This window comes from Sphingomonas aquatilis, from assembly GCF_014196115.1.
Taxonomy (GTDB): Bacteria; Pseudomonadota; Alphaproteobacteria; order Sphingomonadales; family Sphingomonadaceae; genus Sphingomonas; species Sphingomonas aquatilis.
This window is the reverse complement of sequence record NZ_JACIDB010000003.1, coordinates 237,534-250,324: the sequence shown is the minus strand read 5'-3', so window position 1 is coordinate 250,324 and position 12,791 is coordinate 237,534. Positions and strand designations below refer to the sequence as shown.

Annotated in this window: 15 protein-coding genes; 5 read left to right on the top strand and 10 right to left on the bottom strand. The window is 69.4% G+C overall.

Annotated features, from left to right (window positions below; translation table 11 throughout):
* Nucleotides 1-49: 49 nt before the first annotated feature.
* The 4 genes from GGR47_RS09750 to GGR47_RS09735 all read left to right on the top strand — a co-directional run bounded on the left by GGR47_RS09750 (nt 50) and on the right by GGR47_RS09735 (nt 4,406).
* Nucleotides 50-1,144, top strand: a complete 1,095-nt coding sequence (locus tag GGR47_RS09750) for a YjgN family protein (protein ID WP_147035552.1) — start codon at nt 50-52, stop codon at nt 1,142-1,144.
* A 4-nt stretch (nt 1,145-1,148) separates the two neighbouring features.
* The gene (locus GGR47_RS09745) at nt 1,149-2,201 is read left to right on the top strand and encodes a M48 family metallopeptidase (protein WP_147035551.1); all 1,053 of its coding nucleotides are present in this window, start codon (nt 1,149-1,151) and stop codon (nt 2,199-2,201) included.
* A gap of 391 nt (nt 2,202-2,592) precedes the next feature.
* Nucleotides 2,593-3,873, top strand: a complete 1,281-nt coding sequence (locus tag GGR47_RS09740) for an ATP-binding protein (protein ID WP_147035550.1) — start codon at nt 2,593-2,595, stop codon at nt 3,871-3,873.
* Nucleotides 3,870-4,406, top strand: a complete 537-nt coding sequence (locus GGR47_RS09735) for a response regulator transcription factor (protein WP_017979648.1) — start codon at nt 3,870-3,872, stop codon at nt 4,404-4,406. Before GGR47_RS09740 ends, GGR47_RS09735 begins: the two co-directional genes overlap by 4 nt.
* Before the next feature lie 481 nt (nt 4,407-4,887).
* Here the strand turns inward: GGR47_RS09735 and GGR47_RS09730 are convergent, their stop codons facing one another.
* The 9 genes from GGR47_RS09730 to wrbA form a co-directional block, all read right to left on the bottom strand.
* Nucleotides 4,888-5,190, bottom strand: a complete 303-nt coding sequence (locus GGR47_RS09730; RefSeq protein WP_017979649.1) for a polyhydroxyalkanoic acid system family protein — start codon at nt 5,188-5,190, stop codon at nt 4,888-4,890.
* Entirely contained in the window at nt 5,187-5,618 is a 432-nt protein-coding gene (locus tag GGR47_RS09725; RefSeq protein WP_147035549.1) for a VOC family protein, read from the bottom strand. Before GGR47_RS09725 ends, GGR47_RS09730 begins: the two co-directional genes overlap by 4 nt.
* Nucleotides 5,619-5,771: 153 nt before the next feature.
* Nucleotides 5,772-6,134, bottom strand: coding sequence for a hypothetical protein (locus tag GGR47_RS09720; protein ID WP_147035548.1), 363 nt, complete (start codon nt 6,132-6,134; stop codon nt 5,772-5,774).
* Nucleotides 6,131-6,550 carry a hypothetical protein gene (locus GGR47_RS09715; RefSeq protein WP_244304984.1) on the bottom strand — a complete coding sequence of 140 codons (420 nt, stop codon included), beginning with the start codon at nt 6,548-6,550 and terminating at the stop codon, nt 6,131-6,133. The genes GGR47_RS09720 and GGR47_RS09715 overlap by 4 nt, the downstream gene beginning before the upstream one ends.
* 29 nt (nt 6,551-6,579) lie before the next feature.
* Entirely contained in the window at nt 6,580-7,308 is a 729-nt protein-coding gene (gene gloB / locus GGR47_RS09710; protein ID WP_147035547.1) for a hydroxyacylglutathione hydrolase, read from the bottom strand.
* Nucleotides 7,309-7,312: 4 nt separating this feature from the next.
* On the bottom strand, nt 7,313-7,762 hold the full coding sequence (locus tag GGR47_RS09705; protein WP_147035546.1) for a VOC family protein: 450 nt from the start codon (nt 7,760-7,762) through the stop codon (nt 7,313-7,315).
* A gap of 406 nt (nt 7,763-8,168) precedes the next feature.
* Nucleotides 8,169-8,939: a tetratricopeptide repeat protein gene (locus GGR47_RS09700; RefSeq protein ID WP_147035545.1), complete on the bottom strand. Its 771-nt coding sequence runs from the start codon at nt 8,937-8,939 to the stop codon at nt 8,169-8,171.
* On the bottom strand, nt 8,936-9,664 hold the full coding sequence (locus GGR47_RS09695) for an alpha/beta hydrolase (RefSeq protein ID WP_147035544.1): 729 nt from the start codon (nt 9,662-9,664) through the stop codon (nt 8,936-8,938). The genes GGR47_RS09700 and GGR47_RS09695 overlap by 4 nt, the downstream gene beginning before the upstream one ends.
* 436 nt (nt 9,665-10,100) lie before the next feature.
* On the bottom strand, nt 10,101-10,703 hold the full coding sequence (wrbA, locus tag GGR47_RS09690; RefSeq protein ID WP_147035543.1) for an NAD(P)H:quinone oxidoreductase: 603 nt from the start codon (nt 10,701-10,703) through the stop codon (nt 10,101-10,103).
* A gap of 135 nt (nt 10,704-10,838) precedes the next feature.
* On the opposite strand from wrbA, the gene GGR47_RS09685 reads away from it, so the two are divergent.
* Nucleotides 10,839-11,744, top strand: a complete 906-nt coding sequence (locus GGR47_RS09685) for a LysR family transcriptional regulator (RefSeq protein WP_147035542.1) — start codon at nt 10,839-10,841, stop codon at nt 11,742-11,744.
* A 123-nt stretch (nt 11,745-11,867) separates the two neighbouring features.
* Here GGR47_RS09685 and GGR47_RS09680 read toward each other — a convergent pair whose 3' ends face one another.
* Nucleotides 11,868-12,617 carry an SDR family NAD(P)-dependent oxidoreductase gene (locus GGR47_RS09680; protein ID WP_147035541.1) on the bottom strand — a complete coding sequence of 250 codons (750 nt, stop codon included), beginning with the start codon at nt 12,615-12,617 and terminating at the stop codon, nt 11,868-11,870.
* Between the last annotated feature and the right edge of the window lie 174 nt (nt 12,618-12,791).

Here is a 12,791-nt window from a genome sequence, read left to right as displayed (position 1 = left end):
TTGACCCGTCCCCGGCGCTCGGCTCCACTGCCCCGCGAGGGGGACGGACATGAGTGACGAACAGGCAGCGACGCGGGCGTTCCGCTTTACCGGGCGGTGGCAGGATTATGCGCCGATCGCCTTCACCAACCTGCTGCTGACGATCGTCACGCTGGGCGTCTACGTCTTCTGGGCGCGAACGCGGACGCGGCGGTATCTGTGGAGCCGGACGCAGTTCATCGACGACCGGCTGGAATGGACGGGCACGGGGCTGGAGCTGTTCGTCGGCTATCTGCTCGCCTTCGTCCTGTTCGTCCTGCCGCTCGGCGTCATCAACCTTGTCCTGCAGGGCGTGATGATGCGCGGGCATCAGGGTGCGGCGGGGCTGATGGTAGGGCTGCTGTATCTCGCGATCCTGTATCTGTTCGGCGTCGCGCGGTTCCGGGCGCTGCGCTACCGCCTCAGCCGCACGCTGTGGCATGGCATCCGCGGCGGCAGCGACGACCAGGGCGTCGCTTATGGCTGGAGCTATTTCTGGCGGACATTGCTGTCGTTCCTGACCATCTATCTGATGACGCCCTGGGCGATGGCCAGGCTGTGGAACCAGCGGTGGAATGCGATGAGCTTCGGTTCGCTGCCCTTCCGCAGCGAGGCGCGCTGGCAGCCGGTGTTCAAGCGGTTCCTGCTGTTCTACGTCGCGCCGATCCTCATCGTCGTGGCGGCCGGCATCCTGGGCTTCCTGTTCGCGGGGGCGTTTGCCGGGATGAAGCCCGGTACGCCGCCGACGGCGGGCGTGATCGCGACGGTGGTGCTGGCCGTCGTCGGCTTCTACGTGCTGTTCTTCGGCGTGCTGGGCCTGATCGCCATGGCCTTCTACGCCGCCTTCTTCCGCGAGGCGATCGGCGCGACGTCGCTGGGCAAGCTGGAGTTCGGGTTCGAGGCGTCGACGATGGACTGGGTGAAGCTGTACCTCGGCAATTTGGGGCTGACGGTCGTCACCTTCGGCGTCGGCTATATCTTCGTGCCGTACCGCAATTGGGCGTTCTTCATCCGTCACCTCGCGGCCTATGGCGAGGTGGAGATCGACACGCTGACCCAGTCGCGCACGCGCGAACCGGGCCAGGGCGAAGGGCTGCTCGACGCGTTCGACGTCGGCGCGTTCTGACCCCATGCGCGCAGGCGTCTGGCATTACGACGGCGTCACCGCGCTGCGCCGCCGGGTGGAGCTGGTCGCCGAGGGCGATGGCTTCACGCTGGTGGACGACGGGCAGGCCGGCGTGCGGGTGCCGTTCGCCGAGCTGACGCCGGGCGACGGCGACGCTGGCCATGCGAGCTTCGGGCGCAAGGGGCACCCGGGCTGGCGCATCACCTTCGACGGCGCGGTGCCGGCCGAACTGGCCGCGGCGCTGCCGGGCGCGCATCGCTACGGCCGCTGGGTCGACCGGCTGGGGCTGTGGCGCGCGGTCGGCGTCTTTGCGGTGCTGGCGGCCATCGTCGTGGTCGTCGTCCTGCGCACCCCTGCCCTGCTCGCGCGGCTGATCCCCGCCTCGGCCGAACAGCGGCTTGGCGACGTGATGATGGGCGATTTCGGTCGCAAGGGCTGTTCCGATCCCGCCGGACGCGCCGCGCTGGCGACGCTGGTGCAGCGCATCGACCCCGACGATCGCACGCTGGAGGTGCATGTCGTCAAACTGCCGATGGTCAATGCGGTGACGCTGCCCGGCGGGCGGATCGTGGTGTTCGACGGGCTGATCCAGGCGGCGCAATCGCCCGACGAGGTGGCGGGCGTGATCGCGCATGAGATCGGCCACGTCCGCGGGCGCGACGTGATGGAATCGCTGCTGCGGCAGATGGGTCTGTCCGTCCTGCTCGGCGGGATGGAGGGGCATGTCGGCGGCTATACCAACGCGCTGCTCGCCACCGCTTATTCGCGCGATGCGGAGGCGCGCGCCGATGGCCGGGCGATCGAGATGCTGCGCGACGCCAAGCTGTCGCCGGTGCCGACCGCGCGCTTCTTCGACCGGCTGGGCAAGGGCGCGGGCGGGACGGAGCGGATGTTCGCTTATATCGCCAGCCATCCGATGTCCGCGGACCGGGCGAAGCGGTTCCGGGCGAGCGTCGTGAAGGGCGCGGTGTATACGCCTGCGCTGGACGCGCGCGAGTGGGCGGCGTTGCGCGGGATCTGCAAGGGCGAGACGGAGAGGGTCGACTGGCGGTTCTGAGGGGGGGGGCGTTTGCTCCGTTGCTGCGGGGTTTCTGCGGCGCGGGGGAGTTGGAGGCTCTGGCCATCCCCGTGTGGCGGGGTGGACCCCGGACCAAGTCCGGGGTGACGCAGTGGGTGGGTGGGACCGGGTGGCGGCGTAGGACATACAGCTCGTACGGCGGCTCTTGTCGGCTGGCGGCCGTGTGGGGCGTTTCCCCGCCCACCCCGTCACCCCGGACTTGGTCCGGGGTCCACTCTGCGGCGAGGGGGGCGCTGGAGGCTCAGGCCGTTCCCGTGCGGCACGGTGGACCCCGGAACGAGTCCGGGGTGACGGATTGCTTGGGGCGTGCGTTCCGGCCGTTTCCCTACGCCGGGATGACGGGCGGGGCGGCGCGCGCTACCACGGGGCTATGAGCCATGCCGTCCGCCTGCCACCGCCTGCGCCTGACGATGCCGCGGCGCGCAATATGCGGCAGCTGGTGCTGTTGCGCTGGATGGCGGTGGGCGGGCAGCTCGCGACGATCCTGACGGTGCATTACGGCTTCGGCATCACGCTGCCGATCGCGCAGATGTTCGTCGTGCTGGCCGGGCTCGTGATGCTGAACGTCATGACGTGGCTGGGGCATCCGCATTGGCCGGTCACCAATTTCCAGCTGTTCGGCACCTTGGTGTGCGACGTCTTCGCGCTGTCGGTGCAGCTGTATCTGTCGGGCGGCGCGAACAATCCGTTCGTGTCGTTGTACCTGTTGCAGGTCGTGATGGGCGCGGTGCTGCTGCATGCCTGGTCGAGCTGGGCGCTGGTCGGGTTTACTGCCGTCGCCTTTGCCGTGGTTGCCGCGGTCAGCCCGCCGCTGGCGTTGCCGCCATGGTTCGCGACGCATCTGTCGCCGGTTTATGTGCTGGCGCTGTGGTGCAATTTCGTGCTCGCCGCGGTGCTGCTGGTGCTGTTCGTGACGCGGATCGCCGCCAATCTGCGCGAGCGCGACGCCTATCTCGCCGACCTCAGTCGCCGCGCCGCCGAGGAGGACCAGATCGTGCGCATGGGCCTGCTGGCCAGCGGCGCGGCGCATGAACTGGGTACGCCGCTGGCGTCGATCGCGGTGCTGCTGGGCGACTGGAAAGCCGATCCGGCCGTCACGCACGATCCCCGCCTCGCCGCCGAAGTCGCGGAGATGCAGGCCGAGGTGATGCGCTGCAAGACGATCGTGTCGGGCATCCTGTTCGCCGCGGGTGAGGTGACCGGCGTCGCGCCCGAACGCACGACGGTGCGCCGGTTCCTGCGCCAGCTGATCGACGCGTGGCCGGGCACCGTCGCCTTCCACGATGCGTTGTCCGACGATACGCCGATCGTGGCCGATCGCGCGCTGGGGCAGGCGCTGACCAACCTGCTCGACAATGCAGTCGAGGCGGGGGCGGTGCGGATCGCGCTGACGGCGCGGATGGAGGAGGCGATGCTGGTGCTGACGGTACAGGATGACGGCAGCGGCTTTCCCCCGCAGGTGCTGGACAGCCTGGGGCGGCCGTACAACACCAGCAAGGCGCGGCGCGGCGCGGGGCTGGGTCTGTTCCTCGCGACGAACGTACTGCGGACGCTGGGCGGCACGTTGCAAGCGCGCAACCGGGCGGAGGGCGGCGCGGAGACGGTGCTGCGGCTACCCATCGCCAGCCTGGCGCTGGAGGCGCGCGGATGAGCGAGGCCCGCCGCCTGCTGATCGTCGAGGACGACGCCAATTTCGCGCGCACGCTGGGCCGATCGTTCGAGCGGCGCGGCTATGCGGTCGCGATGATCGACGGGCCGGACACGCTGGAGGCGACGGCGACGGCGTTCAAGCCCGACCATGCGGTGGTCGACCTGCGGCTGGGCGGCGCATCGGGCCTCACCTGCGTCGCGGCGCTGCATGCGCTCGATCCGGGGATCAAGATCGTCGTCCTCACCGGCTTCGCCAGCATCGCGACCGCGGTGGAGGCGATCAAGCTGGGCGCGACCAACTATCTGACCAAGCCCGCCAATACCGACGATATCGAGGCGGCGTTCGCGCGCGTCGAAGGCGATGCCGACGCGACGATCGCCCCTGCCCCGCCGACGTCGATCAAGACGCTGGAATGGGAGCATATCCACCAGACGCTGGCCGACGTGGACTTCAACATTTCGGAAGCAGCGCGGCGGCTGGGCATGCACCGGCGGACGTTGGCGCGGAAGCTCGACAAGCGGCATATGGGGTGATCCCGGTCCTCCCCCGCCAGGGGGCATCGGGATCAACGGCCGCCAGCCGTTGACGATCATGCCGGGGGCTTGGTCGACCGATGCGTGGGACCGGTCGGCGTAAGCCGAGTGGTGAGGGGGAGGCAGCAGTTGCGCTTCCACGTGACGCGGACCGCTAACCTCCCCCTCCGTCACGCCTTCGGCGCGCCACCTCCCCCTGGCGGGGGAGGACTTTCGGCGGCGGTGACGGCGGGGGCCAGCAAAGCCCTAAGTCATGACGGACGGCGGCTGGGGATGCACCGGCGGACCTTGGCGCGGAAGCTCGACAAGCGGCACATGAGGTGATCCCGGTCCTCCCCCGCCAGGGGGAGGTGGCACCGCGTAGCGGTGACGGAGGGGGAGGTAAGCGGCACGCGTGACAAAGCGGTGCGCCGTTTACCTCCCCCTCCACCATTCGGCTGATGCCGAACGGTCCCCCTCCCCTGGCGGGGGAGGAGTTTTTCTACTTCAGCAGCTTGGGTGCTTCCTGTTGGATGACGTCGCGGATCTTGCCGGCGAACAGGCCCAGAAAGCCGGGCAGGTCGACGATCGCGTGGACGTTGCTGTCCGACACGGTGGCGCGGCAGCCGATCTGCTGGCCCATCGCGCCGACGGTGAAGTGCATCGTGTCGCCCTCCCACCGGTGATCGACCTGCGCGCCGCCGGGGATCAGCCGGCCGATCTTGCCGATGCCGCCGTCCAGCCGGTCACGCACGCCCTGCTTGCCGAGCTGGTGGGGGATGTTGATCTCGATCGGCGCGGTCATGCGGGGTCCTTCGTGGTGGCAAACAGCATCGCGTCGTCGGCAAACGCCTTGAACTCCAGCGCGTTGCCTGATGGGTCGTAGAAGAACATCGTCGCCTGCTCGCCCGGTTGGCCGACGAAGCGCACATGCGGGGCGATGCCGAACTGCGTGCCCGCCGCGACGAGGCGGTCGCGCAGGGCTTCCCAGTCCGGCATGGTCAGCACGACGCCGAAATGCGGGACCGGCACGTCATGGCCGTCGACGGCATTTTCGACCCGCACCGCGCGCGCCGCGGGATCGAGGTGGGCGACGATCTGATGGCCGTACAGGTCAAAATCGATCCAGGCATCGCTCGACCGGCCCTCCGCGCAGCCCAGGGTGCCGCCGTAGAAGGCGCGCGCGGCGGCAAGATCGTGGACGGGAAAGGCGAGGTGGAACGGGCGTATCATGCCAGCACGATAGGGGGATCGTGGTGCCGGTGCCAGCGTCGCCATCATCCGATCCGGCCGTCATCCCGGCATAGGCTGGGATCGTTCGGTTGAGACGCGCGGCAGGAGCCGCGAATGACCCCAGCCTGCGCTGGGGTGACGTCTACAGGTGAATCAGCGCTTTTCCGGCAGCGTATAGGGCGTGAAGCGGGTGAAGCGGCAATAGGCCGAGGGGATCGACGTACCCGGCGTCAGCACGCGGAAGCGGTCGTTGCGGCAGAGTTGCCCGCCCCATACGTCGACGATCAACGTGTTGAGCGGCGCGAGCGACGGGCAGGCGCCGACCGGCCCCGTCTTCCACACCGTGCGGCCCGCGCCCTGGCGATAGAGGATGGTGTGCGCATCGACGATCTCCGGGCCGTTGGTGCTCGACAGCGAGATGCAGTCGGCCGGCTGCCCGGCGATGCGGTCGGCAAGCGGGTCCGACCGGGCCGCCATCAGCGGCAGCGCGAGGGTGAGCAACGCCAGCGCCTTCATCGTGCCCGCCGTTCGTAGCGGACGAATGGACCGAGCGAGCAACTGCCCGACATCATCCGCGATCCCTGGTCGACGGTGGTCGCGATATCGCCCTGGCACGCCTGGCTCATCGGGCTTTGCGTGACGAGGATGTCGCCGCGCGCGACGCGTTCGCAGCCGCCCGACGTATCGGTGCGGTATTTGAGCGTAGGGCTGACCGAATAGACCAATGTCGGGCCGAACGCCTTGACCTGCGTATTGTTGAAGCGCGGCATGCACGCTATCGGCTGACCGGGGGTGAGGCCGGCGAGCTCCTTCTGCAAGCCGCTGGCCGCGGCGGCGCTGTCCTGTTCGGCGGCAAGGCGTTGCTGCGGCGTCTGGGCACAGGCCGCCGCCAGCAGCAGCGTCGCCATCGCAAGGGGTGTCCTGATCGCCATATGTCGCTCCTGTCGCCGGGTAAAACGTCTTAGCCTTTGAAATTGTCCTTGCCGGCCCGCAGCTTGGCAAATTCGTCCGCATCCCCTGCCCGCAGGAACGGGTTGGTCGCGCGCTCCAGACCGATGGTGGTGGGCACGGTCGCCTCGCCGGCCGCGCGCGCCGCGTCGATGTCGCGCATCCGCTCGACCAGCGCCGCATTGTCCGGCTCGACGCTGAGCGCGAAGCGGCCGTTGCTCTGCGTATATTCGTGGCCGCAATAGACGCGCGTCGCGTCGGGCAGCGCGGCGTAGCGCTGCATGTTCGCGAACATCTCTGCCGGCGTGCCTTCGAACAACCGGCCGCAGCCGAGCGCGAACAATGTGTCGCCGGTGAAGATCGCCTGATCGTCGGCGAGGTGGAAGGCGATGTGACCGGCGGTGTGGCCGGGGACGTGCAGCACCTGCGCGACCGATCCGCCGATGTGGACTACGTCGCCTTCGTCCACCGTCGCGTCGAGCGTCGGGATCTTCGCGGCCTCGCGCGCCGGACCGGTGATGCGGGCGCCCGCCGCCCGCAACGCCTCGTTGCCGCCGACGTGATCGGGGTGCCAGTGCGTCGTCCACACCTGATCGATCCGCCAGCCGCGCTGCGCGGCGGCAGCCTGCACCGGCGCCGCCTCGCCGGGATCGACCGCGACCGTCTCGCCGCTGGCATCGTCATGGATCAGCCAGGCGTAATTGTCGCTGAGCACGGGAACGCGGACGATCTCCAGCGTCATGGCGTTACCAGCTGCCGGTGTTGGGCATCGACGCCCAGGGCTCGGCCGACGGCAGCGGATCGCCCGCCTGCAACAGCTCGATCGAGATGCCGTCGGGGGTCTTCACGAACGCCATGTTTCCGTCGCGCGGCGGGCGGTTGATCGTGACGCCGTGGTCCATCAGCGCCTGGCAGCTGTCGTAGATATTGTCGACGCGATAGGCGAGGTGACCGAAGTTGCGGCCGCCGGTGTAGCTTTCGGGCGCGCTGCCGTCCTGTGCCGGCCAATTGTAGGTCAGCTCCACCTCGGCGCGGCGTTCGCCGAGCTTGGCGTCTTCGGGCGTCGCGAGGAAGATCAGCGTGAAGCGGCCCTGCTCGTTGTCGATGCGACGGACTTCGTGGAGGCCGAGCACGTTGAAGAAGGCGATCGTCGCGTCGGGATCGCTGACGCGGATCATGGTGTGGAGGTAATGCATGCCTTGCCCTTGGACTTGGGGAACGATCGTGCCCCAACGCGTAAGGGACGGCGTCGGTGCCGTCGAGGGGGGCCACTTCGTCACCCCGAACTCGGTCCGGGGTCCACCGGGCGGCGGGGGGACGGCAAGAGGCTTTGACGTTGCCCCCGCGGGGCAGTGGACCCCGGAACAAGTCCGGGGTGACGGAGTGGGGGTGGCGACCTTGTTGCTCCCCCGCCAGGGGGAGGTGTCGCCGACGAAGGCGGTGACGGAGGGGGAGGAAAGGGCGGTCTCGAGCGATGAAGCGTCACCCTTACCTCCCCCTCCGTCATGCCTTCGGCATGCCACCTCCCCCTGGCGGGGGAGGACTTAGGGCCACGCGGATCGTCAATCAGCCCTTCTGTTGCATGACGGAGTGGGGCTGGCGTCAGCGGCCTGTCGGTGCCGCCTTTGCCGCCGGCACGTCGCCGAACTGGGCGAGTGCGGCGCGGGCTTCCCTGCCCGCCGGCGCATTTGGGGCGAGGCGCGCGGCTTCGGCCCAGGCGGCGCGGGCGCCGGCCTCGTCGCGGGCGAGTGCGGCGATATTGCCCGCCTCGAGCTGCACCGAGCCGTCGTCGGCGGAGCGTTTCAGCGCCTCGGCGATGTCCATCTTGGCGCGGATCACGTCGCCCTCGCGCCGTGCCAGCGTCGCGGACAGCAGCCACGCCAGCGGATCGTCGCCCGCGGTCTTGAGCGCCATGTCGATATCGCGGCGCGCGCCCTCGGGCTCGCCGGCCGCGACCAACACGCGGGCGTGGTCGAGCTGTGCCTCGCCGAGCGCCAGCCCCTCCAGCGTCCCCGCGATCAGCGCGGTGTCGAGGTTGGACCGCGCCTTGGGCACGTCACCGGCCGCGAGCCAGGCATTGCCCGCCTGCGCGCGGTAATTGGCAGCGCGTTTGTCGTGCGCGGTTTCCGCGGCCTTGGCCGCCGCTTCGAATTCGACGGCGGCGGCGGGGAAATTGCCTTCCTGCGTATAGGCGAGGCCGGCGCATTGGCGCGCGAACCAGGCGCCGCCGCTGGCGCCCCAACGGACCGCTTCCGCACGGGCGGCGGCGGGGTCGGTGCGGGCGAGCGCGACGCAGCGGTCGAAGCGCGCCTCCCTCGGATCGGCAGGTTGGGCGGTGGCGGCTTGTAAGGCGGCGGCGAACAACAGGATCATAAGCGGCTCAGCACGTCCTCGACCGCACGGACGATCAGCGCGACGTCGGTGTCGCGCGACAGGCGGTGGTCGCCGTCCTTGACCAGCCACGTCTGCACGTCGGCTGAACGGATCAGGTCGGCCAGATGCACGGTGCGATGCCACGGCACGTCGGGGTCCGCTTGCCCCTGCACCAGCCGCACCGGACCGTCGAAGGGAATGGTGCCGAACATCAATCGGTTGGCTTCGCCCGACTGGAAGAAGGCACGGGTGTAGAGCGTCGGTTCCGGGCCATAGGGGTTGGCACGCTCCAGCTTGCCCTGCTGCAGGATCGCCATTTTTTCGTCGAGCGTGAAACCCCAGTCAGTGAAATCGGGGGCGGGCGCGATGCCGACGAGGCCGCGCACGCGATCGGGCCGTGCCCTGGCGGCGAGCAGCATCAGCCAGCCGCCCATCGACGAGCCGACCAGCACCACCGGTCCGGCGACGATCTGGTCGATCATCGCCAGCGTATCGTCGCGCCAGCCGGCAAGCGTCTGGTCGGCGAAGTCGCCTTCGCTCACGCCGCAGCCGCCGTAATCGAAGCGCAGGAAGGCGCGGCCGGTGCGGCCCGCCCAGGCCTCCAGCGCCAGCGCCTTGGTGCCGGTCATGTCGGAGGCGTAGCCGGGGAGGAAGACGATCGTCGGACCGGTACCGGGCGTGTGGTGAAAGGCGAGACGGGGGCGTGGGGTGGGCGTTTGGGTCATGCGCGGGTGGTAGCGCGGTGGCGGGCGGGCGTCATCATGGCGTGGGGGGCGTGACGCTTACCCCAAATGCCCCGTCACCCCGGACTCGTTCCGGGGTCCACCGGTCCGCAAGGGGGAGGCTGGACTCTCCAGCCTTACCGTTGCAGCGCATCGGCATAGTCCTCCCCCGCCAGGGGGAGGTGGCATGCCGCAGGCATGACGGAGGGGGAGGTAACGACGCGCCCAATGATCGAAGACACCCCCGTCCGCCCCCTCCGTCACCGCCTTCGGCGGCGCCACAGCATCGGGTCGATCATGCCCCCGGCATGATCTTGAACGGCCGGGGGCCATTCATCCCGAGGCGCCCTGGCGGGGGAGGAATGAGCGCACAGCCAAATCCGGACCTTCACCAGGCAGCCCCCCCCGGAACGAGGTTACGGGGTGGGTCTGGCGGCCGTTACGCCTTCAGCTTCGCCGCCGTCTCGGCGATGCGCTTGCCCTGGTAGCGGGCGCCGGCGAGTTCTTCGGCGTGGGGCTGGCGCGAGCCGTCGCCGCCGGCGATCGTGGTGGCGCCGTAGGGCGAGCCGCCGCGAACTTCATCGACGCCCATCTGGGCCTGGAAGCCGTAGTCGAGGCCAACGATCGCCATGCCGTGGTGCATCAGATTGGTGATGAGCGAGAAGAGCGTCGTTTCCTGCCCACCATGCTGGCTGGCGGTCGACGTGAAGGCGCCGCCGACCTTGCCGATCAGCGCACCCTTGAACCACAGGCCGCCCGTCGTGTCCCAGAAGGCCGCCATCTGGCTGGGCATCCGGCCGTAGCGGGTCGGCGCGCCGACGATGATCGCGTCATAGTCGGCGAGCGCATCGGGGCCCTCGATCAGCGGGTGCGCGGTGTCGGTCTTGAAGCCGGCCGCCTTGACGATCTCGTCCGGCGCGGTTTCGGCAACGCGGCGGATGGCGACCTCTGCCCCACCCTCGCGCGCACCTTCGGCGACGGCGTCGGCCATCTTCTCGATATGGCCGTAGGAGGAATAATAGAGCACCAGAACCTTGGTCATCGCGAAGTCTCCATCTGTCTTGGCCGCCAAGATGGCGTCGGCCCATCGGCGCGTAAACGGAAACGCTGGAAACCGATCGTTTCCTCAAGCGGTTCCTTTGGATAAGGCTGGCGGTTGCAACCTGTGGGGGGATCGATGCGACTGCCGGATCTGGAAGCCTGGGCGATCTTCGCCGCGGTAGTGGAGCATCGCTCGTTCAGCGGCGCCGCCGACGCGATCGGGCTGAGCAAGGCGACCGTCTCCAAGGCGATCAGCCGGCTGGAGGCGCATATCGGCCAGTCGTTGTTCCACCGCACCTCGCGCCGGCTGGCGCTGACCGAGGCGGGGCGACCGCTCGCCGACCATGCGACGCGCATCCTGGGCGAGGCGCGCGCCGCGGAGGAAGCAGCGCGCGATGCCGCGAGCGTACCGACCGGGCGCGTCCGGCTGGCGGCGCCGATGAGCTTCGGCATCAGCAACGTCGCCCCGCTGCTCGCGACGTTCCTGAAAGAGCATCCGGGCGTCGAGATCGACCTGCATTGTTCGGACGCACGGGTGGATATCGTTGCCGAAGGGTTCGACGTCGCGCTGCGCATCGGCGAGCTGGCCGACAGCAGCCTGCGCGCGCGGCGGCTGGGCGATATCGCGGCGCATCTGGTCGCGTCGCCAGCCTATCTGGCGGAGCATGGCACGCCCGCGCACCCGACGGAGCTGTCGGCGCATCGGCTGCTCGGCTATTCGAACGTCACGGGGCCGTGGCATTTCCAGCACGCCGACGGCAGCGACGTCGCGATCCGGCCGCAGGGGCCGCTGATCGCCAACAGCGGCGAGGCGCTGGTGCCGACGCTGCTCGCCGGCCTGGGGATCGCGCGCCTGCCGGCCTTCATCGTCGGCCCGCACCTGGCGAGCGGCGCGCTGGTGCCGCTGCTGGCGGACTGGGCGCCGGCCCCGATCGGGCTGCACATCGTTACCCCGCCCAGCGCGCTGCGCCCGGCGCGCGTCGAGGCGCTGATCGCTTTTCTGTCGCAGCACCTGCGCGATCCGTGCGCGGGGCGGGATTAACGGGCCATATATCCCCCGTTCGTGCTGAGCCTGCCAAAGCACGCCTGTACGCACGAACCGCACCGCGCGGAGCACCCAGCCCTTCGACAAGCTCAGGGCGAACGGAGTTTTTGGTCCGCCCCCCTACCCCTTCCGCGCGACCTGGAAGCCGGCGAAGGACTGGCTGACCGGCATCAATTCCAGCCGGTTGATGTTAAGGTGCGGCGGCAGCGTCGCGACCCACAGCATCGTCGCGGCGATATCCTCCGCGGTCATCGGGTCGGCGCCCTTGTAGAGCGTGTCGGACGCGCCCTGATCGCCGCCGGTGCGCACGACGGTGAATTCCGTTTCGACCATGCCCGGCTCGATCGAGGTGACGCGCACGCCGGTGCCGTGCAGGTCCGAGCGTAGCCCCAGCGAGAATTGCTCCACGAACGCCTTGGTCCCGCCGTAGACGTTGCCGCCGGTATAGGGATAGGTCGCGGCGACCGATGACAGGTTGATGATCGCGCCCTGGCGTTCGATCAGGCCGGGGAGCAGCCGGTGCGTCAGCGCGACGAGCGCAGAGACGTTAGTCGCGATCATCGTGCGCCAGTCGTCGAGCTTCGCCTCCTGCGCGGGCTTGGTGCCGAGCGCGAGACCGGCGTTGTTGATGAGGAGGTCGATGTCGCACCATTCGGCGGGCAGGCTGTCGAGCGCGGCGGCGGTGGCGGCGTCATCGGCGATGTCGAAGGCGAGCGTGTGAACCGCATCGCCCAGTTCCGCCTTCAGCGCGTCCAGCCGGTCGGCGCGGCGGCCGGTGGCGATGACGCGCCAGCCGGCGCCGACGAATTCCTGGGCGGCGGCGGCACCGATGCCGGCGGTGGCGCCGGTGATGAGGGCGGTCTGGGTCATGGCGTCTCTCGTGAAAGGGAGGAGTGTCTGCGGGTCTGATGCCGCGACGCGGACGCGCTGCCAACGATCATCTGCGCAGGGCGATCCGCGGGCATGCGGGCGATCTTCTTTTGCCCACGCGCGGAACGGCGATGGGCGGGCGGGTGTTTCCGGTTATCCTTCAACAGGATGCCC